19 protein-coding genes are annotated in these 22,557 nt (G+C 71.4%); 12 read left to right on the top strand and 7 right to left on the bottom strand.

What is annotated here, in order from left to right; translation table 11 throughout:
* Positions 1–29: 29 nt before the first annotated feature.
* Together KIS93_RS09550 and KIS93_RS09545 are read right to left on the bottom strand one after the other, a co-directional pair.
* The gene (locus tag KIS93_RS09550; RefSeq protein WP_080040683.1) at positions 30–695 is read right to left on the bottom strand and encodes a response regulator; all 666 of its coding nucleotides are present in this window, start codon (positions 693–695) and stop codon (positions 30–32) included.
* Entirely contained in the window at positions 692–2,188 is a 1,497-nt protein-coding gene (locus KIS93_RS09545; RefSeq protein ID WP_080040682.1) for a sensor histidine kinase, read from the bottom strand. The genes KIS93_RS09550 and KIS93_RS09545 overlap by 4 nt, the downstream gene beginning before the upstream one ends.
* Positions 2,189–2,281: 93 nt before the next feature.
* Between KIS93_RS09545 and KIS93_RS09540 the strand changes: the two genes are divergently transcribed.
* Positions 2,282–3,610 (top strand): cation:dicarboxylate symporter family transporter, encoded by a 1,329-nt coding sequence (locus KIS93_RS09540; protein WP_080040681.1) that lies wholly within the window; start codon positions 2,282–2,284, stop codon positions 3,608–3,610.
* Between the two features lie 40 nt (positions 3,611–3,650).
* Here the strand turns inward: KIS93_RS09540 and KIS93_RS09535 are convergent, their stop codons facing one another.
* From KIS93_RS09535 to KIS93_RS09525, 3 genes are all read right to left on the bottom strand, one after another.
* Positions 3,651–4,469, bottom strand: a complete 819-nt coding sequence (locus KIS93_RS09535; protein WP_080046976.1) for an SAM-dependent methyltransferase — start codon at positions 4,467–4,469, stop codon at positions 3,651–3,653.
* A gap of 34 nt (positions 4,470–4,503) precedes the next feature.
* Positions 4,504–5,853, bottom strand: a complete 1,350-nt coding sequence (locus KIS93_RS09530; RefSeq protein ID WP_080040680.1) for a sensor histidine kinase — start codon at positions 5,851–5,853, stop codon at positions 4,504–4,506.
* A 63-nt stretch (positions 5,854–5,916) separates the two neighbouring features.
* Positions 5,917–7,410 (bottom strand): glycoside hydrolase family 13 protein, encoded by a 1,494-nt coding sequence (locus KIS93_RS09525; protein ID WP_080040679.1) that lies wholly within the window; start codon positions 7,408–7,410, stop codon positions 5,917–5,919.
* Positions 7,411–7,707: 297 nt separating this feature from the next.
* Here KIS93_RS09525 and KIS93_RS09520 point away from each other — a divergent pair, with 297 nt between their 5' ends.
* From KIS93_RS09520 to KIS93_RS09495, 6 genes are read left to right on the top strand one after another with little or no spacing between them, the layout of a single operon-like run.
* Complete coding sequence (locus KIS93_RS09520) at positions 7,708–8,991, top strand: sugar ABC transporter substrate-binding protein (RefSeq protein ID WP_080040678.1); 1,284 nt, start codon at positions 7,708–7,710, stop codon at positions 8,989–8,991.
* Positions 8,992–8,995: 4 nt separating this feature from the next.
* Entirely contained in the window at positions 8,996–10,564 is a 1,569-nt protein-coding gene (locus KIS93_RS09515) for an ABC transporter permease subunit (RefSeq protein WP_080040677.1), read from the top strand.
* Positions 10,565–10,566: 2 nt separating this feature from the next.
* The gene (locus KIS93_RS09510; protein WP_080046975.1) at positions 10,567–11,400 is read left to right on the top strand and encodes a sugar ABC transporter permease; all 834 of its coding nucleotides are present in this window, start codon (positions 10,567–10,569) and stop codon (positions 11,398–11,400) included.
* 5 nt (positions 11,401–11,405) lie between these two features.
* A complete protein-coding gene (locus KIS93_RS09505; RefSeq protein WP_230466370.1) occupies positions 11,406–13,184 on the top strand; it encodes a glycoside hydrolase family 13 protein in 1,779 nt (592 codons plus the stop codon).
* Between the two features lie 58 nt (positions 13,185–13,242).
* Complete coding sequence (locus KIS93_RS09500) at positions 13,243–14,499, top strand: right-handed parallel beta-helix repeat-containing protein (protein ID WP_230466369.1); 1,257 nt, start codon at positions 13,243–13,245, stop codon at positions 14,497–14,499.
* A 21-nt stretch (positions 14,500–14,520) separates the two neighbouring features.
* A complete protein-coding gene (locus tag KIS93_RS09495; protein WP_155128069.1) occupies positions 14,521–14,823 on the top strand; it encodes a hypothetical protein in 303 nt (100 codons plus the stop codon).
* On the opposite strand, the gene KIS93_RS09490 is transcribed toward KIS93_RS09495, so the two are convergent.
* The gene (locus KIS93_RS09490) at positions 14,780–15,385 is read right to left on the bottom strand and encodes a TetR/AcrR family transcriptional regulator (protein ID WP_186404053.1); all 606 of its coding nucleotides are present in this window, start codon (positions 15,383–15,385) and stop codon (positions 14,780–14,782) included. The genes KIS93_RS09495 and KIS93_RS09490 overlap by 44 nt on opposite strands.
* A 53-nt stretch (positions 15,386–15,438) precedes the next feature.
* Here KIS93_RS09490 and KIS93_RS09485 point away from each other — a divergent pair, with 53 nt between their 5' ends.
* From KIS93_RS09485 to KIS93_RS09470, 4 genes are all read left to right on the top strand, one after another.
* On the top strand, positions 15,439–18,558 hold the full coding sequence (locus KIS93_RS09485; RefSeq protein WP_080040673.1) for a bifunctional cytochrome P450/NADPH--P450 reductase: 3,120 nt from the start codon (positions 15,439–15,441) through the stop codon (positions 18,556–18,558).
* 126 nt (positions 18,559–18,684) lie between these two features.
* Complete coding sequence (locus tag KIS93_RS09480; protein ID WP_080040672.1) at positions 18,685–19,290, top strand: ACT domain-containing protein; 606 nt, start codon at positions 18,685–18,687, stop codon at positions 19,288–19,290.
* Between the two features lie 71 nt (positions 19,291–19,361).
* Positions 19,362–19,874 (top strand): MaoC family dehydratase, encoded by a 513-nt coding sequence (locus tag KIS93_RS09475; protein WP_080040671.1) that lies wholly within the window; start codon positions 19,362–19,364, stop codon positions 19,872–19,874.
* A 16-nt stretch (positions 19,875–19,890) separates the two neighbouring features.
* Positions 19,891–21,054 carry an acyl-CoA dehydrogenase family protein gene (locus KIS93_RS09470; RefSeq protein ID WP_080040670.1) on the top strand — a complete coding sequence of 388 codons (1,164 nt, stop codon included), beginning with the start codon at positions 19,891–19,893 and terminating at the stop codon, positions 21,052–21,054.
* 9 nt (positions 21,055–21,063) lie between these two features.
* Here the strand turns inward: KIS93_RS09470 and KIS93_RS09465 are convergent, their stop codons facing one another.
* Complete coding sequence (locus tag KIS93_RS09465; RefSeq protein WP_080040669.1) at positions 21,064–21,408, bottom strand: ArsR/SmtB family transcription factor; 345 nt, start codon at positions 21,406–21,408, stop codon at positions 21,064–21,066.
* Positions 21,409–21,457: 49 nt separating this feature from the next.
* Here KIS93_RS09465 and KIS93_RS09460 point away from each other — a divergent pair, with 49 nt between their 5' ends.
* Entirely contained in the window at positions 21,458–22,549 is a 1,092-nt protein-coding gene (locus KIS93_RS09460) for a cation diffusion facilitator family transporter (protein WP_080040668.1), read from the top strand.
* The last annotated feature ends 8 nt before the right edge of the window (positions 22,550–22,557 follow it).

The raw sequence follows: 22,557 nt of genomic DNA, 5'->3' as shown, positions 1-22,557 counted from the left end.
GCCGGATTGAACGGCCAGCGTCACCACCATTAACACTCCATGGGGATCCGGTAGAGCAACTCTGGCCGGCCCACCCCGCCGTACTGCGGCATGCGGGCCGCCACACCCAGCTCGACCAGGTATTCCAGGTATCTGCGCGCCGTCACTCTGGACACTCCGATCGCGTCGGCCACGGCCTGCGCGCCCATGCCCTCCGGCCGCTCCCGCAACCGGGCCGCCACCGCGTCGAGGGTGTCGCGCGCCATGCCTTTCGGCAGCTCCGAGGGACCGCGCAGGGTGCCGAGCACCCGGTCCACGTCGCCCTGGCCCACCGCGAGGCCCGCCTCCTCCTTGAACCGGGCGTAACGCGTCAGCTTCTCCGCCAGTGTCGCGAACGTGAACGGCTTGAGCAGGTACTGGGAGACTCCCAGCGACACCGCTGAACGGACCATGGCCAGATCGCGAGCGGAGGTGACCGCGATCACGTCGCACATCAGGCCGCCGGCCCGGAGCGCGCGGCACACGTCCAGCCCGTGCATGTCGGGCAGGTAGAGGTCGAGCAGGATGAGATCCACCGGCCGCGCACGCAGGAAGCGCAGCGCCTGCGCGCCCGACCTGGCCACCCCGGCCACCTCGAAGCCCGGCACCCGCTCCACGTAGATGCGGTTCGCCTCGGCGGTGATCTCCTCGTCCTCCACCACCAGTACGGAGATCATGGCCGCGGCAGCCTCACCGTGAACGCCGAGCCCTCGACCGTGATCGTGCCGCCCAGCCGCCGCACCGCCTGCCCCACCAGCGCCAGCCCCAGCCCGCGCCCGTCACCCTTGGTGCTCCAGCCCTTCTCGAACGCGTCGGCGCAGGCCGGGCCGGGCCCGTCGTCGCTCACCCGGATCAGCACGCCCCGCTCGTCGGCGCTCAGGTGCACCTCCACGCGGGAGGCCGCGTCGATGGCGTTGTCGATCAGGTTGCCCACGATCGTGACCAGCTCGCGGGCGTCCAGGCCCAGGTCGTCCAGCTCGCTGTCCTGGCTGATCACCAGCTCGGAGCCGCGTTCCGCCGCCTCCGCGCTCTTGCCCAGCAGCAGCGCCGCCAGCACCGGCTCGCGCACCGCGCCCACCACCCGGTCGGTCAGCTCCTGCGCCGCCCGCAGCTCCGCCGTGCCCAGCGCCACCGCCTGCTCGGTGCGGCCCAGCTCGACCAGCGTGATCACGGTGTGCAGCCGGTTGGCCGCCTCGTGCGCGGCCGAGCGCAGCGACTCGGCGAAGCCGCGCTCGGCGTCGAGCTGCCCGGTCAGCGCCTGCAGTTCGGTGTGGTCGCGTACGGTGACGACCGTGCCGAGCCGGCTGGGGGCGCTGTTGACGGCCAGCACCCGGTCGCCGACCAGGTGCACGCGCTCCTCGTCGTCGGCCACGACCGCCGAAAGGCCCAGGTCCCGCACGTGCCGGCCCTCGGCGTCGGCGGGCAGGCCGAGCAGCAGGCGGGCCGCGTCGTTGCACAGCGTCAGCGTGCCGTCCCTGCCGACCAGCAGCAGGCCCTCCCGGACGGCGTGCAGGACCGCGTCGTGGTGCTCGTGGATGCGGCCCAGCTCGACCGGGCCCAGCCCGTGCGTCTGGCGGCGCAGCCGGGCGGTGACCAGCCACGTGCCGGCCGCGCCGACGCCGAGCGCCAGCGCCACGATGAGCCCGCCCCAGGCGAGCTGGTCGCGCAGCCTGGCGCTGATCCGGTCGACCGTGATGCCGGCGCTGACCAGCGCCCGCACCTGCCCGCCCGCGACGACCGGCGTCACCGCGCGCTTGGAGGTGCCGAGCGTGCCGGTGTAGGTCTCGGTGAACGTCTCGCCGCGCAGCGCCCGGTCGATGTGGCCGAGGAAGCGCCTGCCGATCTCGGCCTCGTTCGGGTGGGTGTAGCGGGTGCCGTCCGTCTTCATGATGGTGATGAAATCGACCCCCGTCGCCGCCCTGGCCCGCTGCGCGTACGGCTGCAGCCGTACGGTCGGATCCCGCTCGCCGAGGGCCTCCAGCACGTCGGGCGAGGCCGCCACGCTGACCGCCACGGCCGTGGCCGTGGCACCCGCCTCCTGCTCCAGCAGCTCGGACGCCTGCCACAGGGCCAGCACCGCGCCGCCCGCCGCCGTGACGGCGACGACGAGCAACTGCAGGACCAGCATCTGCCCTGCCAGGCTCCAGCGCCGCATCGGGTTCCCCTTCATGTACGAAACTTACGCAATGGTGACCTGCATCACTCGTGAGGCGCATAGTCGCACGACGAGAAGGTCCATCGAAAACCGGCGGAGAACCCCCCTATGCGCGATCGCACCCGTTATCTCTATCTGGCCGTCATCGTGGCGGTCCTGCTCGGGATCCTGGTCGGCTTCATCTGGCCGGACGTGGGCCAGGCGCTCAAACCCCTCGGCACCGGCTTCGTCGCGCTGATCAAGATGGTGATCGGCCCGATCATCTTCTGCACCATCGTGCTCGGCATCGGCTCGGTACGGCAGGCCGCCCAGGTCGGCAAGGTCGGCGGGCTCGCCCTCGGCTACTTCATCGTCATGTCCACGGTCGCCCTGGTGATCGGCCTCGTCGTGGGCAACGTCATCGACCCGGGCTCGGGGCTGCACCTGACCGACACCGCCCGGCAGGCCGCCGAGGCGGAGGCCGCCAAGGGCGCCGACGCCAGCACCGTCGACTTCCTGCTCGGCATCATCCCCGAGACGGTCGTCTCGGCGCTCACCGACGGCTCGGTGCTGCAGGCGCTGCTGGTGGCGCTGCTCGCCGGGTTCGCGCTGCAGGCCATGGGGCCGAAGGGCGCGCCGATCCTGCGGGGCGTGGAGCACTTCCAGCGGCTCGTGTTCCGCATCCTCGCCATGATCATGTGGGCGGCGCCGGTGGGCGCGTTCGGGGCGATCGCGGCCGTCGTGGGCGCGACCGGCATCGAGGCGCTCAAGAGCCTGGCCATCATCATGGTCGCCTTCTACGTGACGTGCGTGCTGTTCGTCGGCGTGGTGCTCGGCACCGTGCTGTGGCTGGTGGCCCGGATCAACCTGTGGTCGCTGCTGAAGTACCTCGGGCGCGAGTTCCTGCTCATCCTGTCCACGTCGTCGTCGGAGACCGCGCTGCCGCGCCTCATCGCGAAGATGGAGCACCTGGGCGTCAGCAGGACCGTGGCCGGCATCACCGTGCCGACCGGCTACTCCTTCAACCTCGACGGCACCGCGATCTACCTGACCATGGCGACGCTGTTCATCGCCTCGGCCACGGGGGCGCCGCTGGAGTTCGGGGAGCAGGTGGCGCTGCTGCTGTTCATGATGGTCGCCTCCAAGGGCGCGGCCGGCGTCACCGGCGCGGGCCTGGCCACCCTCGCCGGCGGGCTGCAGGCGCACCGGCCCGAGCTGGTCGACGGGGTGGGCCTCATCGTGGGCATCGACCGCTTCATGTCCGAGGCGCGGGCGCTGACCAACTTCGCGGGCAACGCGGTGGCCACCGTCCTCGTCGGCACCTGGACCGGCGAGTTCGACCGGGAGCGGGCGGGGCTGGTGCTGGCGGGGCAGGCGCCGTTCGACGAGGCCACGCTGCTGGACGACGATGACGACACCGGTCAGGGCGAGCCGGCCAAGGAGCTGTCCCCGGCGTGAGGCGAGGGCGGGCAGGCCCCGGGCCTGCCCGCCACCCGGGTCAGGGCTTGCGGCCGATCCCCGCGTACGCCATCCGCGCCAGCTCCTCGTCCACGAAGACCGGGTTGAGCGGGTCGTTGAACGGCCAGATCGCGTGCTCGGGCAGCCCCGTGGCCAGGCCGGGCGGGATGAGCTCGAAGTCGCCGAAGAAGGCGCCGATCTCGGCCCCGGAGCGCGGCGTGAAGTCCGCGTTGGCCTTGCGGTAGAACTCCGACACCTGCTCGGCCCGCTCCGTCGCCACGTCGTTGGTGACGTGCGAGATGGCCAGGTAGCTGCCCGGCGCCAGCGCGTCGCGGTAGGCGGCCACGAAGCGCTGCGGCTCGTCCTGCTCGGTGATGAAGTGCAGGACGAACATCATCAGCACGGCCACCGGCCGGTCGAAGTCGAGCAGCCCGCGCACCTCGGGGTCGGACAGGATCTCCTCCGGCCGGCGGCAGTCGCCCAGCACCATCGCCACCCGGTTCGGGTCGGCCAGCAGCGCGCGGCCGTGCGCGGCCACCACCGGGTCGTTGTCCACGTACACCACGCGGGCCTCCGGGGCGTGGCGCAGCGCCACCTCGTGCACGTTCTCCTGCGCCGGCAGGCCGGAGCCCAGGTCGAGGAACTGGGTCACGCCCTGCTCGCACAGGTAGCGCACGACGCGGCCGATCAGCGCGCGGTTCTCCCGGGTGCCGTCGCGCACCTCCGGCATCACGCTGAGCACCATGTCGCCGAGCTCCCGGTCGGCCTTGAAGTTGTCCTTGCCGCCCAGGAAGTAGTCGTACATCCGCGCCGCGTTGGGGATGTGCGGGTTCACGCCCTGCGGCGCCTGTTCCGTCATGCCGTCCATGATCCACGACTGGGACAGGTGAAATCTACCGATTCGCGAGGGGCAGCCGCAGCACGAACCGGGCACCGCCCGGACGGTCCTCCACGCGGATCTCGCCGCGGTGCGCCATGGCGACGTCCCGCGCGATGGCCAGGCCGAGGCCGGTGCCGCCCGCGTCGCGGCTGCGGGCGGCGTCGAGCCGGGTGAAGCGCTCGAAGATGCGCTCGCGGTCGCACTCGGCGATCTCCATGCCGTCGTTCTCGACCGCCAGCACCGCCGTGCCCGGCTCCTCCGCGCGGACGGTCACCCGTACGGTGTGCTCGGCGTGCCGCTGGGCGTTGTCCAGCAGGTTCGTCAGGACCCTGGCCAGCTGCAGCCGGACGCCCTCCACCACCACGCCGCCGGCCAGCTCCACCCGCACGGGCACCTTGTCGCTGCGCACGGCCAGCTCGTTGCGCACCAGCTCGGCCAGGTCCACGGGCTCCTTGACGACGTCCACCCGCGAGCCGATCCTGGCCAGCAGCAGCAGGTCGGTGATGATGGCCTCCAGCCGGTCGGTGTCGCGCAACGCGCTGCTGACCAGCGCCTCCATGTCGGTGTCGTCCGGGTAGAGCTGGGCGCTCTCGAGCTGGGCGCGCAGCCCGGCGATCGGGGTGCGCAGCTCGTGGGAGGCGTCGGAGGCGAACTGGCGCTGCTGCTCGGCCGAGCGCTCCAGGCGGGCCAGGGTGCCGTTGACGGAGCGGGCGAGCTGGGCCACCTCGTCGTCGCCGGGCGGCTCGGTGACGCGGTGGCTGAGGTCGCCGGCGTGCACGGCGTCCAGCTCATGCCGCATGGTCGCGACCGGGCGCAGCGCCCGCCCGGTGACCAGCCACGTGGCCCACGCGGTCAGCGCGACGAGCAGGGCGACCTCGGCGAAGACGATGACCTCGAGGGTCCGGCTGGCCAGCACGTCGGGCGTGCTGCGGCCGGCGTAGACGACGGGGGAGTCGGCGAACATGCTCACCCGCACCGCCGTCAGGTGCACGCACTCGGTCGGCAGGCAGCTCGTCGTGCTGACGACCCGGTTCTTGGCGGTCGGGCGCACGTCGCTGAGCGGCGGCAGGTTCCTGGCGGCGTCGCTGGAGGCCAGGATGCGCCCGTCGGGGCCGACGACCTGGATCAGGTCGACCGACGGGCGCGGCACCGGGATGGCGGCGCCCATGGGCAGGGCGCCGCCGCGCATCTCGTAGGCGATCCGCTCGGCGGTGTCCCGGGTGTCGCTGAAGACGCTCGCGGTGACCACGGACCTGGTGACGAGGACGCCGGCGATGCCCACGGGGATGAGCACGAGGGCGGCTACGGCCGTCGCGATGAAGGTGACGCGTCCGCGCAGGGACCTGGCCCACCAGGGTGCCATCTCATGAGGCTACCGACAGTGATCACCGACGATTGCCGCGTAGCGGGAAAGGTTTGCCCAACCTCAGCGCTGGAGCCACACCGTGGTGTCTGGCGGGATCGTGCCGTCGGCCGGCAGCGGGCCGCTGGACAGCAGCACCTCGCCGCCCAGGTCGAGCCGCACCGGCTCCTCGCCCGTGTTGAGCACCACGACGAGCCCGGGGTCGCGCTCGATGACCAGCACGTCCTTGGGGGAGTCGAGCCACGCCAGCGTGCCGCCGCCGAGCGCGGGGTGCTGCTTGCGCAGCTTGAGCGCGGCCCGGTAGAGGTTCAGCGTCGAGCCGGGGTCGTCCTCCTGCGCCTCGGCCGACAGCGCCGCCCACTCGGCCGGGATCGGCAGCCACGGGTCGCGCCAGCCGAGGTCGCCGGACGACGTCCAGGGCAGCGGCACCCGGCAGCCGTCGCGGCTCTCGCCGCGCCGCCGGAACGCCGGGTCCTGGCGCAGCTCGTCGGGCAGGTCGAGCACCTCGGGCAGGCCGAGCTCCTCGCCGTTGTAGAGGTAGGCCGAGCCGGGCAGCGCCAGCATGAGCAGGGTGGCCGCGCGGGCGCGGGCCAGGCTGCCGTGGCGGGTGACGTGGCGCGGCTTGTCGTGGTTGGACAGCACCCACGTGGTGGGCGCGCCGACCAGGTCCGCCTCGCGCAGCGACTTCTCGATGACGGTACGGAACGACTTGGCGTGGAAGTCGGCCATCATGAACTCGAAGTTGAACGCCTGGTGCAGCTCGTCCGGCCCCACGTAACGGGCCAGCCGCTCGGGCGACGACACCCACGCCTCGGCCACGGCCATGCGCCCGCCCGGGTAGGAGTCGAGGATCGGCCGCCACTCGCGGTAGATGTCGTGCACGCCGTCCTGGTCGAAGTACGGCACCTGCTCGTCGCCGAGCATCTCGGCCTGCGGGCCGTCCTTCTGGCCCACGTCCGGCAGCCCCGCGGCCTTGATCATGCCGTGCGCCACGTCCACGCGGAAGCCGTCCACGCCCCGGTCGAGCCAGAAGCGCAGGATGTCGCGGAACTCGGCGCGCACCTCGGGGTTGTCCCAGTTGAGGTCCGGCTGCTCGGGGGCGAACAGGTGCAGGTACCACTGCCCGTCCTCGACCTGGGTCCAGGCGGGCCCGCCGAAGATGGACTCCCAGTCGTTGGGCCGGTCGCGGAAGATGTAGCGGTCGCGCAGCCCGGCCCGGAACCAGGGGTGCTGGTCGGAGGAGTGGTTGGGCACCAGGTCCACGATGACCCTGATGCCCAGCGCGTGCGCGTCGGTGATGAGCGCGTCGAAGTCGGCGAGCGTGCCGAACATGGGGTCCACGTCCCGGTAGTCGGCCACGTCGTAGCCGCCGTCGGCCATGGGGGAGGTGTAGAAGGGGCTCAGCCAGATGGCGTCCACGCCGAGCCTGGACAGGTATCCCAGGCGCTGGCGCACGCCTTCCAGGTCGCCCATGCCGTCGCCGTTGGCGTCGGCGAAGCTTCGCGGGTAGACCTGGTACACGACGGCGTCACGCCACCAGTCGTCGTTGCCGAGCATGGCTGTCCTTCCCCCGGATGACCCGAGATGTCGGGTGATGTTCTGGTCAACGATGTCGCGATCACCAGCGAGCGGTCAAGTGCAAGTTGCGGAAACTTGCGGACCGCCCCCGTCAGCATACGGACCCGCAGTTGCGAGGTCAGACGGGCTGCGGCGGATGTGGATCAGGTAACGCTCTTTCGCAAGTTCTTCCAATTCTTGCAAAGAGCCGCTAACGTCCCGGAAACGTTCGAGCTTTCTCCCCTGGCGGCGGCGCGTGCGGCGCCGCCGTTCCTCCGTGACCTCAGGAGGTCATCCATGCGCATGCGGGCTCTGGGTGTGGCAACACTCGCGACCCTGGCGTTCGCCGCGACAGCGTGCGGTAGCTCCCCGTCGGCCGCCCCGGCGGCCGGGCCGCAGAGCGGGCAGCCGAGCGCGTCCGCCTCGGCACCGGCGGCGGGCGGCGGCACGCTCGTGATCTGGGCCGACCCGCTGCGGGTCAAGCCGCTGCAGCCCTTCGCCCAGCAGTTCGGCACCGAGAACGGCGTGACCGTCGAGGTGAAGGAGATCAGCAAGGACAACCAGATGACCTTCCTGACCGCCTCCCAGCAGGGCAGCGGCCCGGACATCATGATCGGCGCGCACGACTGGATCGGCAACCTGGTGCAGAACGGCGCCATCGACCCGGTCACGCTCACCGAGGAGCAGAAGGCGTCGTTCTCCGACAAGGCGATCCAGGCCGTGACGTTCAACGGCCAGATCTACGGAGCCCCGTACGCGCTGGAGAACATCGCCCTGATCCGCAACACCGACCTCGCCCCCGACGCGCCCGCCACGATCGAGGACATGATCGCCAAGGGCAAGGAGCTCAAGGCGGCCGGCAAGGTCAAGGAGGTGCTCTGCCTGCCCGTCGGCCAGAAGGGCGACGCCTTCCACGTCTACCCGATCTTCGCCTCCGGCGGCGGCGCGCTGTTCGGCACCACCGCCACCGGCGACCCCGACCCCAAGCAGGTGCTGCTCGGCTCGGCGGACTCCGTCAAGGCGTTCGGCAAGCTCAAGGAGCTCGGCGAGAAGGGCGACGGCGCGCTGCGCACCTCGCTGACCAACGAGAACTACATCGTCAACTTCGCCGGCGGCAAGTGCGCCTACCTCGTCTCCGGCCCGTGGGCCATCAGCGAGGTCAAGAAGGGCGGCGTCAAGTACGACATCAGCCCCGTCCCCGCCTTCAAGGACGGCAAGCCCGCCACCCCGTTCGTCGGCGTGCAGAGCTTCTTCGTCGCCTCCAAGGGCAAGAACAAGGCGCTGGCCCAGGAGTTCGTCGCCAACTACGTGACGAACAAGGACGTCGCCAAGGCGCTCTACGACGCCGACCCGCGGCCCCCGGCGCTGACCGCCGCGCTGGAGGAGGTCAAGGCGGGCGACCCCGACGCCGCCAAGTTCCTCGACGCCGGCAAGGACGGCCTGCCGATGCCCGCCATCCCCGAGATGGCCGCCATCTGGGAGCCGTTCGGCATCGCCGAGAACGCCGTCGTCAAGGGCGGCGACGCGGCCAAGGCCGCCGCGGCGGCGCAGAAGGCCATCGACGGCTCGCTCAAGAACTGACGACATGGCTCTCGACGTGCGCCAGGCCGCTCCCGCCCACGCGCGGCAGCGGCCCCGCCGGGAGATCACCACGGCGTTCGTGGTGAGCAGGATCGCGGTGCTCGCCGTGGCGGCCGCGATCCTGCTCTACGCCGCGCCGCCGCTGGCCGCCACCGGGTCGTGGGTCGCGCTCGGGCTGCTGTGCGCGGTGAGCGCGGGCATCGCCTATCTCTACCTGACCCGGCGCTTCATCCCGGCGAAGTACCTCATCCCCGGCACCGTCTTCCTCGTCGCCTTCCAGGTGTTCCCGGTCGTCTACACGCTGACCACCGCGTTCACCAACTTCGGCGACGGGCACCGGGGCGACAAGGCCGCCGCGATCACTGCCATCGAGACCGGCTCCGTCCGGCAGGCGCCCGGCTCGCCCGAGTACACGCTGTCGGCCGCGCTGCGCGGCGACGAGCTGGTGTTCCTGCTGGTGGACCCGGCGACCAAGCGGGTCTCCCTGGGCGCCGCCGACGGGCTGACGCCGCTGGCCGGCGCGCAGGTCGGCGTCACCGGCAAGGTGCTGTCCGCGCCCGGCCTGACCGTGCTCAAGGCGCCCGAGGCCGCCGCGCGCGGCCCGGAGATCACGGCGCTGGCCGTGCCGACCGCCGACGGCGTGATCAAGGCCAACGGGCTCAGCCGCGCCGTCGAGGGCAAGGCCGGGCTGCGTTACGACGCCGCCTGCGACTGCGTCCGCGGCGACGGCGGCACCTGGACGGCCGACGAGAGCCAGGGCTACTTCGTCAACGCCAAGGGCGAGCACCTGGCGCAGGGCTGGCAGGTCAACGTCGGCCTGGACAACTTCGCCCGGGTGCTGACGAACCCCACCATCTCCGGATACTTCGCCGGAGTGCTCGGCTGGAACCTCGTCTTCGCCCTGGCCTCCGTGCTCGGCTGCTTCGCCCTCGGCATGGGCGTCGCGCTCGCGCTGCACCACCCACGCATGCGCGGCACCAAGGTCTACCGGATCGTGCTGATCCTGCCGTACGCGATGCCCGCCTTCGCCATGCTGCTGGTCTGGCGCGACCTGTTCAACCGCGACTTCGGCCTGATCAACCAGCTGCTCGGCGCCGAGATCGACTGGCTCGGCCAGACCGGCACCGCCCGGCTCGGCGTGATCCTCGTCAACATCTGGCTCGGCTTCCCGTACATGTTCCTCGTCACCACCGGCGCGCTGCAGGCGATCCCGCGCGAGCTGACCGAGGCCGCCTCGATCGACGGGGCCACGCCGTTCAAGGCGTTCCGCCGGGTGACGCTGCCGCTGCTGCTCGTCGCGCTCACGCCGCTGCTGATCTCGGCGTTCGCCTTCAACTTCAACAACTACAACGCGATCGCGCTGACCACCGACGGCGGCCCGTTCCCCGCCGACAGCCCGCAGGTGGGCGGCACCGACCTGCTCATCACCTACACCTTCAGGCTGGCCTTCGGCGCGGGCGGCGCGCAGTTCGGCTTCGCCGCGGCGATCTCGGTGTTCATCTTCGCCATCGTGGCCGTCATCTCGGCCGTGGCGTTCCGCCGCACCCGCAAGCAGGAGGAGGTCTACGCGTGAAGATGACGCTGCGGCACGTCTTCGTGCTGCTCGTGTGCGCGTTCGCGGTGTTCCCGATCCTGTTCGTGGTCTCCGCCGCGATCAACCCGATGGGCACGCTGGCCTCCACGGACCTGCTGCCCGCGGGCGCGAGCCTGCACAACTTCGCCAACCTGCTGACCTCCGACACCTACCCGTTCGGCCGGTGGTTCTTCAACTCGGTGTTCATCGCGCTGGCGTCGTCGTTCGCGAGCCTGCTGCTGTCGATGTTCGCCGCGTACGCCTTCAGCCGCATGCGCTTCGCCGGCCGCCGCGTCGGCATGATGGCGCTGCTGCTCATCCAGATGTTCCCGCAGTTCCTGGCCATCGTGACGATCTTCATGATCTTCACGGAGGTGACCGAGCTGTACCCGGCGTTCGGCTTCAACACCGTGTGGGGCCTGCTGCTGCTCTACCTCGGCGGCGCGCTCGGCGTGAACACCTGGCTGATGAAGGGCTTCCTCGACACCGTGCCGAAGGAGCTGGACGAGGCCGCCACCGTGGACGGCGCCACGCACGCCCAGATCTTCTGGCGGGTCATCATGCCGCTGGTCACGCCGATCCTCGCGGTCACCGCGCTGCTGGCGTTCATCGGCACCATGAGCGAGTTCCTCATGGCCAACGTGTTCCTGCGCGACCCGGAGAGCAAGACCCTCGCCGTCGGCATGTTCGGCATGATCGCCGGCGACCACCGCAACGCGAACTTCGGCATGTTCGCCGCCGGCACGCTCATTACCGCCGTTCCCACGGTCGGTGTGTTCCTCTGGTTGCAGAAGTACATCGTCTCCGGCCTGACCGCCGGAGCAGTCAAGGGATAAACACAGTGCTGCGATTTCTGGGGGAGCCGCACCACGACGGCTCGGCTCTGTACGTCTCCGACCAGCGGCCGGAACTCGGCTCGCGGGTCACGCTCTGGCTGCGCGCGCCGCTGGCCGCCGGCGTCACGGCCGTGCACGTGCGCGCCGTGCACGACGGCGAGCCGCGTTACTTCGAGGCCGCGGTGGACCGGGGCAGGCGGGCGAGCGGGTACGGGGAGAGCGACGTCTGGTGGCGGGCCGAGATCACCGCGGTCAACCCCGTCACCCCGTACCGCTTCCTGCTGCACACCACCGGCGGCCAGCGCTGGCTGAGCGCGGCCGGGCTCGCCGCGCACGACCTCACCGACGCCGGCGACTTCCGCCTCGTCTGCCACCAGGCGCCGCCGGAGTGGTTGTCGGACGCGATCGTCTACCAGATCTTCCCCGACCGCTTCGACCGCTCCCGCCCCATGCGGGACGTGCCCGACTGGGCGCTGCCCCGCGACTGGGACCGCGACCCGGTCATCCCGAGCGGCCCCGGCACCTCCCAGCAGTTCTACGGCGGCGACCTCGACGGCGTCACCCGGCGCATCGACCACATCCAGAGTCTCGGCGCCGACACCGTCTACCTGACGCCGATCTTCCCGGCCCGCTCCAACCACCGCTACAACGCCTCCACGTTCGAGCACGTGGACCCGCTGCTCGGCGGCGACGAGGCGCTGCACCGGCTGTCCGGCGCGCTGCACGCGCGCGGCATGCGGCTGCTCGGCGACATCACCACCAACCACACCGGCGACACGCACGAGTGGTTCACCGCGGCCGTCTCCGACGTGAACGCGCCGGAGCGCGAGATGTTCTACTTCGACCCGGTGACGGGCGACTACGAGTCGTGGTGGGGGTTCAAGACGCTGCCCAAGCTCAACTGGGGCAGCGAGCGGGTCCGCGCCGGCATGACGGCGGTGCTGAAGAAGTGGCTCGGCCCGTTCGACGGCTGGCGCGTGGACGTGGCCAACATGACCGGCAGGCGCGCCGCCGACGACTACGCGCACGAGGTCGCCGCCCTGCTGCGCGCCGAGCTCGGCCCGGACGCCGCCTTCATCGCCGAGCACAACCACGACGCCACCGGCGACCTCGACCGCGACGGCTGGCAGGGCACCATGAACTACGGCGGCTTCACCCGCCCCGTCTGGACGTGGCTGCGCGGCCCCGAGTGCGACCTGGAGACCTTCCTCGGCGTGCCGGGCGGCGTGCCGCTGCGCGACGGCACCGCCATGCTGGCCGCCTACCGGTCGTTCGCCGCGCAGATGTCGTGGCGCTCGCTCGTGCACTCCTGGCAGCTCCTCGACTCCCACGACACGCCCCGCGTGCGCACCGTGACGGGCTCGCGCGAGCGCCAGCTCCTCGCCGTCGGGCTGCAGGCCACGCTGCCCGGCACCCCCATGGTGTTCGCCGGCAGCGAGTACGGCCTGACCGGCGTGAACGGCGAGCACTCCCGCACCCCGATGCCGTGGGACCGGCCCGCCGACCAGGACCTGGAAACCCTGGCCGGCTACCGGGAGCTGCTCGGGCTGCGCCGGGCCGAGCCCGCCCTGCGCCACGGCGGCCTGCGCTGGCTGCACGCCGACGCCGACTGCCTGGTGTTCGCGCGCGAGACGTACGAGGAGTCGATCGTCGTGGCGGTGCGGCGCGCGCCCGGCGAGCCGCTCACTCTCGGTACGCACGCCACGGGGCTTCACAACGCGGAGGACGGTGACGTGATCCCGGGGGAAGGACCTTCGCTGCGCATGTGGCGCCTCAAGCGCTGATCACGCTACGGTGTCCTCTGCTGACTCTCCCGACCCAACTAGATAGTGGTGTGCGCGCATGAGGTTGCTGTCCGTAGCCGTCCTGGCCTCGCTCCTTCCCGCCGTCTCCGTCGCGGCCACCGCTCAGGCGAGCGCGGGCACCACTTATTACGTCGACTCCCGGGGCGGCGACGACGGCGCGGCCGGCACCAGCGCCGGCACCGCCTGGAAGTCGCTGGAGAAGCTGGCCGCCGCCGAGCTCAAGCCCGGCGACACCGTCGCCTTCAAGCGCGGCGGCAGCTTCGCCGGGCCGCTCAAGCTGGAGGCCAGCGGCACCGCCGCCCGGCCCATCACGATCACCTCGTACGGCAGCGGCGCGCTGGCCAGGATCAGCGGCGCCGACGACGACTGCGTGGTCGTCAACGGCAGCCACTGGCGCATCAGCGGCCTGCGCGCCTCCAACTGCCGCTGGGCCGGCTTCGAGCTCGGCGGCGACTCCAACGTGCTGAGCGGCGTCGAGGCCGACCACAACATCGCCGGCGTCCTGGTCACGCCCACCGGCTCCCGCAACGTCATCCGCGACAGCGTCCTGACCGACAACAACCGTATGAGCGTCAACGACGAGGGCGGCGACAACGACTCCGGCGCGTTCGGCGTGCTGCTCAACGGCGACGACAACATCGTGACCGGCAACACCATCACCGGCAGCTTCGCCAGGAGCGCCGACTACGGCACCGACGGGGCGGCCGTCGAGATCTTCAACGGCGACCGCAACCGGATCACCCGCAACATCTCCAGGAACAACGAGACGTTCACCGAGCTCGGCGCCCAGAAGGGCAAGACGGCCAGCGGCAACGTCTTCGCCTTCAACGTCGTCACCTCCTCGCGTGGCCGCGGCTCCTTCCTCATCACCCGCGGCCCCCGCCACATCGTCGGCCCGGTCAAGGGCACGATCGCGGTGCACAACTCCGTCTACCTGCCGGCCAAGGACACCATCGGCTGGTCCTGCCACGACGGCTGCTCCCCGTCGATCCTGAAGCTGCGCAACAACGTCATCGCGGTCGGCGGCGAGGCCGGCTGGGAGGACGGCACCGGCGCCGACGAGGACGGCGGCGTCTACCAGGGGCGCACCGACAAGTTCAAGCTGGGCCCGAAGTCGGTCGTGGCCGACCCGAAGTTCCGCTCCCGCACCGACCTGCGGCTGCTGCCGGGCTCCCCGGCGCTGGGGCGCGGCGTGGCGCTCACGCCGAAGTGGTACGGCGGCAAGGCGTTCGGCAAGGACATCGAGGGCAAGGCGCTGGCCGGCTCGCCCGACTCGGGCGCCTACCAGCACTGAGCGGCTGGCTAGAGTAGCGCTGTGGTTCCTGATCTCCGCCAGCCGCTGGTGCGGCAGCTCGCCGAGTCCGACGCCCCCCGCCACTACTGGCACCTCGGCGACGAGGACGGCCGCGCCTGGCTGTTCGAGAGCGTCGAGGGCGACAACGGCGAGCAGTGGGCGATCCGGCAGGTCGAGGTGGGCGCCGATCGGGGCGCCCGCCGCTACTGGTGGCGGCACCTCCAGGACGAGTACGGCTTCCTCACCGACCAGCCGCTGGAGGTCTGGGAGCTGACCGAGATCACCCCTGAGATGTTCGAGGCGGTGTGGGAGGCCGCGGGCTGAGCCCGGTCAGCCCTTCCACGCCTCGCGTGATGAGCCGGATGGCGGTGTCGAAGCCCCGCTCCACCTCCTCCGGATCGTCGGGCAGGTGCCCCTTCGTCTCGGCGATGACGAAGCCCATGACGAACGCGTGCAGCACGTCGCTCGTGCGCCGCAGCTCCGGCTCCGGCACCCCGGCCAGGCGCAGGATGCGGTAGAGCGTGCGCCAGAGGACCAGGTCACGGTCCTGGATGATCTCGGGGTGGTCGTGCAGGTGGCTCCACAGCGCCGGATGCTCCATCGCGTTGCGGTGGTAGGCGACGGCCAGCGCCCGGAGCTGGTCCTGCCAGGGTGAGCCGTCGTCGGGCGGCAGCTCCAAGCGTTGCGCGGCCGTCGAGCAGATCACCCGGAGCAGCGCTTCCTTGTTGTCCACGTGGTGATACAGCGACATCGGGTTGACGTCGAGCTCGGCTGCGAGCTTGCGCATGGACAAACCCGCCACCCCGCCCTCGTCCATCAGGCGCAGGGCGGTGGTGCTGATCTCTTCGAGAGTCAGGGGTGCACCCCTGCGCGCGCTCACGGCCATACACCGTATGGTAGCGTCAGCCATACGGTGTATGGCTATGGAAGGGAGCACTCATGGCTCGGATCCCCGCCCCACAGGGCCTGCCGATTCTGGGCAACACGCTGCAGATCCCCGCGCAGGCGCCGATCGAGCACTTCGTGAAGGTCGCCTCCGGCTACGACGAGGGCATCTTCCAGCTCGAGATCGCCGGCCGGCGGGTCATCCTCGTCTACGACCCCGACCTGGTGGCCGAGGTGTGCGACGAGAGCCGCTTCGTCAAGCGGATCAGGCCGCCGCTGTCGATCGTGCGCGACTTCGGCGGCGACGGCCTGTTCACCGCCGACCCCGACGAGCCCGTGTGGGGGCACGCCCACCGCATCCTGATGCCGGCCTTCAGCCAGCGCTCGATGAAGGCGTACTACCCGCAGTTCCTGGAGGTCGCCGAGCAGCTCGTCGCGTCGTGGACGGCCCGCCAGGGGGAGGACCTGCCCGTCGCCGACGACATGACCAGGCTGACCCTCGACACGATCTCGCTGACCGGCTTCGGCTACCGGTTCAACTCCTTCGACTCGCCCGAGCTGCACCCGTTCCTCCAGGCGATGGGCGGTGCGCTGACCGAGGCCATGCACCGCAACCAGCAGCTCCCGTTCGTCACCAAGCTCAAGAAGAAGAACGAGGAGAGCTACCGGCGCGACGTCGCCACCATGCAGGCGCTCGTCGACGAGGTGATCAAGCAGCGCCGCGCCGACGGCGGCGGGGGCACCAAGGACCTGCTCGGCCTCATGCTGGAGGCGTCCGACCCGCAGACCGGCGCCCGCCTGTCGGATGAGAACATCCGCAACCAGGTGCTCACCTTCCTCATCGCCGGGCACGAGACCACCAGCGGCCTGCTCTCCTTCGCCCTGTACAACCTGCTGCGCGAGCCGCACGTGCTGGCCCGCGCCTACGACGAGGTGGACCGGCTGCTGCCCGGCGACGAGCCGCCCACCTACGAGACGATCATGAAGCTGGACGTCATCCCCCGCATCCTGGAGGAGACGCTGCGCATCTGGTCGCCGATCCCCGCCTTCAGCGTCACCGCCGAGCGCGACACCATGCTCGGCGGCTCCTACCTCATCCCCAAGGGCCAGGGCGTCGCCGTGCTGCTGCCGTCGCTGCACCGCAGCCCCAAGGCGTGGGAGCGGCCGGAGGAGTTCGACATCGACCGCTGGCTGCCGGAGAACAAGAAGGGGCATCACCCCGCCGCCTACAAGCCGTTCGGCAACGGCGAGCGGGCCTGCATCGGCCGCCAGTTCGCGCTCACCGAGGCCCGGCTGGCGCTGGCGCTGATCCTGCGGCGCTTCGCCCTGTCCGACCCGAACGTCTACCGGATGAAGATCAAGCAGACGCTCACGCTCAAGCCGGACGGGTTCACGCTGCGGGTGCGCGAGCGGCGCGCCCACGAGCGGGCCGTCGTGGCCGCGCTGCCCGAGCAGGAGAGCGAGCAGCAGGACATCGCGGTCACCGGCGTGCCGCTCACCGTCGCCTACGGCTCCAACCTCGGCACCAGCTCCGACATCGCCGAGCGGCTGGCCGAGCGGGCCGGGCGGGCCGGCTTCGCCACCACGCTCACCACGCTCGACGACCTCACGCCGCCCGCCGAGGGCCTGCTCATCGTGGTCGCCTCCTCCTACAACGGCAAGGCGCCCGACAACGCTCAGCGCTTCGACGCCCTGGAGACGCTGCCCGACCTGTCCGGGGTGCGGCTGGCCGTGCTGGGCTGCGGGAACACGCAGTGGCCCACGTACCAGGACTTCCCGCGGCGGGCGTACGAGAAGCTGACGGCGGCGGGGGCCGTCCCGCTCATCGAGCGGGGCGAGGCCGACACCGACGGCGACTTCGACGGCGACGTCTCCGCCTGGACGGCGCGCCTGTGGGCGGCGCTGGCCGAGGAGTACAGCGCCGACGCCGGCGCCGCCGGGCCCCGCTACGAGATGGAGGTGCTCAGCGAGGCCGAGATCAGGCCGGCCGTGGTCTCCGAGCGGGCCTTCCCGCTGACCGTGATCTCCAACGAGGAGCTGACCGGCGACCCCGAGGGCCTCTGGGACTTCTCCGTCGAGGCGCCGCGCCCCGGCGTGCGCTCCATCGTCGCCAGGCTGCCCGAGGGCGTGACGTACTCGGCCGGCGACCACGTGGCCGTCTTCGCCAAGAACGACCCCGAGCTGGTGGAGTGGGCGCTGCGCTGCCTGCGCGTCCCCCGCGAGCAGGTCGTCCGGCTGCGCGCGGCCGGCGCCACCCACCTGCCCGTCGACACGCCGGTCACGGCCGGGCTGCTGCTGACCGAGTTCGCCGAGCTGCAGGAGGTGGCCACCCGCGCCGACCTGGAGGCGCTGGCCGCGCACACCGCCTGCCCGTGGACCAAGGGCCAGCTCGCCGAGCTGACCGCGAGCTACGCCGACGAGATCCTGGCCAAGCGCGTCTCGCCACTGGCGCTGCTGGAGCGCTTCCCCGCGATCGAGCTGCCGCTGCCGGTCTTCCTGGAGATGGCCGGGCCGATCAAGCCGCGCTACTACTCCGTCTCCTCCTCGCCGCTGGCCGACCCCGGCACCGTACGGCTCACCGTCGGCCTGGTCGAGGGCCCCGCCTGGTCCGGCACCGGCACCTACCAGGGCATGTGCTCGGCGTACCTGGCCGGGCTGAAGGAGGGCGAGGTCTTCTACGGCTACGTCCGGGTGCCCGCGCCGCCGTTCCGGCTGCCGGACGACCCGGCCACGCCGGTGATCCTCGTCGGGCCCGGCACCGGGTTCGCGCCGCTGCGCGGCTTCCTGGAGGAGCGGGCGCTGCGCGGGGCGAGCGGGCGCGCCGAGGTGTTCACCGGGTGCCGCCACCCCGAGCACGACCTGCTGTACGCCGGCGAGCTGGCCTCCTGGGAGGCGGCCGATGGGGTGCGGGTGCACCGGGCGTACTCGGCCGTGCCGGGGCATCCGTACCGGTTCGTGCAGGACGCGGTCGCGGCGCACGCGGACGAGGTGTGGGAGCTGCTGGAGCAGGGCGCCCACGTGTACGTCTGCGGCGACGGGCTGCGGATGGCGCCGGCCGTCCGGCAGGCGCTGCTCGACATGCACCGCGACCGGACCGGCGGTGAGGAGGACGGCGCGGCGTGGCTGGCCGGGCTGGAGGCGGCGGGCCGCTACCAGCAGGACGTGTTCGCCTGAACCTTTATCGACAATCCGGACTTAACGCTGCATCTTGGGATATAACCGCAGCATGTACGACATATCCGTGGAACATGCTGGAAACCTTTCCACGGCACTGTGAGAGCCTCTGGAAAGGGGGCGGACATGCTGCTGCGACTGAGGGTGTCGTTGCCCGACCGGCCGGGCGGCCTCGGCCAGGTCGCCAAGGCGCTGGGCGCGCTGGGAGCGGACATCCTGCAAGTCACCGTGCTCGAACGCGAGGCCGGAAGGGCCGTGGACGACTTCACCGTCTCCTGGCCGCACCCGGTGACCGCGGCCGAGGCGCGTGAGCGGCTGTCCGCCATGCCCGGCGTACGGGTCGAGGGGGTGTGGGCCACCAAGGACGTCCCCGGCTCCGCCCCCGACTACGACCTGCTCATGCACGTGGCCGCCGAGCCCGCCAGGGGCTTCGCCACCCTCGTGGACGCCCTGCCCGCGCTGTGCGGCGCGGAGTGGTCGGTGGCCGTGGCCGACGGCGCGGTCCGGCACGCCTCGCTGGCCGCGCCCGCCGAGTTCGAGCTGCCGGAGCCGCCGCCGCGGGCCATCTGCGTGGAGGCCGAGGACGTGCGGCTGATGCTGCTGCCCGTGCTCGCGGCCGGAATGCACCTGGTCGTGGCGCGGGCGGAGGGCCCGGTCTTCCACCGCGCCGAGGTGGAGCGGGCCGCCCGCATCGTGGACGTGGTCTCGAAGCTGGCGGCGCGCGCCTCCTGACCGGATGATTGACCGAACAATCATCTGGTCACTAACGTGGGCCTCCTGATCGCGAGCGACAGGAGCAGCACGTGACCGTGCACGAGCCCGCCATCGGCCGCTACTACGAGGACTTCACGGTCGGGGACGTCTATCAGCACCCCATGGGCCGCACGATCAGCGAGGCGGACAACACCTGGTTCACGCTCCTGACCATGAACACGAACCAGAACCACTTCAACGCCCACCTCGCCGCCAGGTCGCCCACCGGCAAGATCATCGTCAACTCCGGGCTCAGCGTCGCCATCGTGCTCGGCCTGTCCGTCATCGACGTCAGCCAGACCGCGATCGTCAACCTGGGCTGGGAGGAGATCAAGCTCACCCACCCCGTCTTCGTCGGCGACACGCTGTACGCCGAGTCGAAGGTGACCGCGAAACGGGAGTCGAAGTCCCGCCCGTACGCCGGCATCGTCACCTGCTTCACCCGCGGGCTCAACCAGGACGGCGACGAGATCATGTCCTGGACGCGGACCGTCATGGTCTACCGGCGCGACGCCCCGCACGACAAGGGTTACTTCCCCCAGGCCAAGACCGGCCCGCTCTGAAGAATCGAGGCGGCACATGGACTTCGAGCTGACCGACGAGCAGAAGGCGTTCCGCGAGACCCTGCGCGCGTTCGTGGACAAGGAGATCGTGCCGGTCGCGACCGAGTGGGAGCACTCGGGGCGCTACCCCGCCGAGATCGTCGACAAGATGAAGCAGATGGGACTGTTCGGGCTGTCCGTGCCCGAGGAGTACGGCGGCATGGCGGCCGACATGGTGTCGTTCGCGCTGGTCTTCGAGGAGATCGCGCGCGGCTGGATGGGCGTGGCCGGCACCATCGGCTCCCACTCCCTGGCCTGCTGGATGATCGCCCGCCACGGCACCGAGGAGCAGAAGCGGCGCCACCTGCCCGACCTCGCCTCCGGCGCCCGCCGCACCGCGATCGCGCTCACCGAGCCCGGCGCCGGCACCGACCTCCAGGGCATCCAGACCCGCGCCGTACGCGACGGCGACCACTACGTCGTCACCGGCACCAAGACGTGGATCACCAACGCCCGCCACGCCGACCCGCTGCCCGTGCTCGTCAAGACCTCGATCGCCGAGCCCGCCCACAAGGGCATGTCGGTGCTGCTCGTGGACCCGGCCACGCCCGGCTTCAGCGTCAGCCGCGACCTGCCCAAGCTCGGCTACAAGGGCACCGAGACCTGCGAGGTCGTGCTCGACGAGGTCCGCGTGCCCGTCTCCGCCCTGCTCGGCGGCGTCGAGGGGCGCGGCATGCAACAGGTGCTCGGCGGGCTGGAGCTGGGCCGGGTCAACATCGCCGCCCGCGCCGTCGGCGTCGCCCAGGCCGCCTACGACGCCGCCCTCGGCTACGCCCGCGAGCGCACCGCGTTCGGGCAGCCCATCGCCGACTTCCAGGCCATCCAGCTCAAGCTCGCCGACATGGCCACCGAGATCCAGGCCGCCCGGCTGCTCACGTACTGGGCCGCCTCCCAGGCCGACGGCGGCCGGCGGGTGGACATGGAGGCGGGCATGGCCAAGTACTTCGCCTCCGAGGTCGCGCTCAAGGCCACGCTGGAGTCGATGCGCATCCACGGCGGGTACGGGTACTCGCAGGAGTACGTGGTCGAGCGGCTCTACCGCGACGCGCCGCTGATGGCGATCGGCGAGGGGACCAACGACGTGCAGCGCATGGTCATCGCCCGCGCGCTCGTCTCCGGTAAGGGCAAGGTCGGCTGGTAGGCCCTCCGTTCAGTCGTGGCGGGGCAGGCCCGAGACCTCGTGGTCGGCGTGGAACAGGGCCTCGGCGATCAGCGCCCGCACGTGCGCGTCGCGGGCGCGGTAGAGCACGCGGCGGCCCTGCCTGCGGGCCTCCACCAGACCGGCCAGCCTGAGCTTGGCGAGGTGCTGGGAGACCGATGGGCGGGGCACGCCGATCGCCTCGGCAAGTGAGTTCACATCGCGCTCCTCCGACGACAGCAGCCACATGAGTCTCAGGCGGGTGCCGTCACTCAGCATGCGGAAGGCGTCCACCGCCGCGTTCACCTGGGCCGGAGTGGGCTCCGGGGCGCCGGAGGTGTTGTCGCGTGCGTACATGACTACATATCATGGTCAAAAGGGACATAGTGCGCAAGTGAGGGATGCCATGTCTGACCAGCGAGATCCCGCTTCGACCCCTTCCCACGGCCACGGTCACGGCCACGACTATGGGCATGGGCACGGGCACGGTGACCACCGGCCCGCGCACGGGATCAAGGCGGCGCTGGGCCGGATCACGCACGCCGTCAAGCCCCACAGCCACGACACCAACGACAAGACGGACAGCGCGCTGGAGGCCAGCAGCCGGGGCATGCGCGTGCTCGCCATCTCCTTCGCCGCCCTCATGGTCACCGCCGCCGTCCAGGCCGTCATCGTCGTCGCCTCCGGCTCCGTCGCGCTGCTCGGCGACACGCTGCACAACCTCGCCGACGCCCTCACCGCCGTGCCGCTGGCCATCGCGTTCTCGCTCGGCCGCCGCGCCGCCACCCGCCGCTTCACCTACGGGTACGGCCGCGCCGAGGACCTGGCCGGCATCGTCATCGTGCTGCTCATCACCGCCTCGGCCGCCCTGGCCGGGTACGAGGCCGTCCAGCGGCTGCTCGACCCCCAGGAGATGCGGGCCGTCGGGTGGGTGGCCGCGGCGGCGGTCGTCGGGTTCGCCGGGAACGAGTGGGTCGCCCGCTACCGGATCAAGGTGGGCAAGGAGATCGGCTCGGCCGCGCTCGTCGCCGACGGCCTGCACGCCAGGACGGACGGCTTCACCTCGCTGGCCGTGCTCCTCGGCGCGGGCGGCGCCGCCCTTGGCTTCCCCCAGGCCGACCCCATCGTCGGGCTGCTGATCACGGTGGCCATCTGCTTCGTGCTGCGCGACGCGGCCCGCGAGATCTACCACCGCCTCATGGACGCCGTGGACCCCGGCCTCGTGGACGACGCCGAGCGCATCCTGGCCACGGTGGAGGGGGTGCGGCGGGTGGGGTCCGTACGGCTGCGGTGGATCGGGCACACGCTGCACGCCGAGGTGGAGATCCTCGTCGATCACGACATGTCTGTCGTGGCGGCTCACAAGGTCGCCGTCGAGGCCGAGCACCGCCTCATCCACGACCTGCCCCGCCTGCGCGCCGCCACCGTCCACACGGACCCGGACGGCCCGGACGGCGCCGACCACCACGCCACCCTCACCGCCCACCGCACCTCCTGACCCCCTTC

The sequence above is a fragment of the [Actinomadura] parvosata subsp. kistnae genome (assembly GCF_900323885.1).
Classification (GTDB): domain Bacteria; phylum Actinomycetota; class Actinomycetes; order Streptosporangiales; family Streptosporangiaceae; genus Nonomuraea; species Nonomuraea composti.
The sequence above is the reverse complement of the archived record's forward strand: the minus strand, read 5'-3'. Positions and strand labels throughout refer to the sequence as shown.

Coding starts and splice junctions, on each gene's coding strand:
- KIS93_RS09545 (WP_080040682.1), bottom strand. CDS start 2,188: ATGAAGGGGAACCCGATGCGGCGCTGGAGCCTGGCAGGGCAGATGCTG.
- KIS93_RS09470 (WP_080040670.1), top strand. CDS start 19,891: ATGGACTTCGAGCTGACCGACGAGCAGAAGGCGTTCCGCGAGACCCTG.
- KIS93_RS09530 (WP_080040680.1), bottom strand. CDS start 5,853: ATGGCACCCTGGTGGGCCAGGTCCCTGCGCGGACGCGTCACCTTCATC.
- KIS93_RS09500 (WP_230466369.1), top strand. CDS start 13,243: ATGAGGTTGCTGTCCGTAGCCGTCCTGGCCTCGCTCCTTCCCGCCGTC.
- KIS93_RS09525 (WP_080040679.1), bottom strand. CDS start 7,410: ATGCTCGGCAACGACGACTGGTGGCGTGACGCCGTCGTGTACCAGGTC.
- KIS93_RS09480 (WP_080040672.1), top strand. CDS start 18,685: ATGCTGCTGCGACTGAGGGTGTCGTTGCCCGACCGGCCGGGCGGCCTC.
- KIS93_RS09490 (WP_186404053.1), bottom strand. CDS start 15,385: ATGGCCGTGAGCGCGCGCAGGGGTGCACCCCTGACTCTCGAAGAGATC.
- KIS93_RS09550 (WP_080040683.1), bottom strand. CDS start 695: ATGATCTCCGTACTGGTGGTGGAGGACGAGGAGATCACCGCCGAGGCG.
- KIS93_RS09515 (WP_080040677.1), top strand. CDS start 8,996: ATGGCTCTCGACGTGCGCCAGGCCGCTCCCGCCCACGCGCGGCAGCGG.
- KIS93_RS09510 (WP_080046975.1), top strand. CDS start 10,567: ATGACGCTGCGGCACGTCTTCGTGCTGCTCGTGTGCGCGTTCGCGGTG.
- KIS93_RS09465 (WP_080040669.1), bottom strand. CDS start 21,408: ATGTACGCACGCGACAACACCTCCGGCGCCCCGGAGCCCACTCCGGCC.
- KIS93_RS09540 (WP_080040681.1), top strand. CDS start 2,282: ATGCGCGATCGCACCCGTTATCTCTATCTGGCCGTCATCGTGGCGGTC.
- KIS93_RS09460 (WP_080040668.1), top strand. CDS start 21,458: ATGTCTGACCAGCGAGATCCCGCTTCGACCCCTTCCCACGGCCACGGT.
- KIS93_RS09535 (WP_080046976.1), bottom strand. CDS start 4,469: ATGACGGAACAGGCGCCGCAGGGCGTGAACCCGCACATCCCCAACGCG.
- KIS93_RS09485 (WP_080040673.1), top strand. CDS start 15,439: ATGGCTCGGATCCCCGCCCCACAGGGCCTGCCGATTCTGGGCAACACG.
- KIS93_RS09520 (WP_080040678.1), top strand. CDS start 7,708: ATGCGCATGCGGGCTCTGGGTGTGGCAACACTCGCGACCCTGGCGTTC.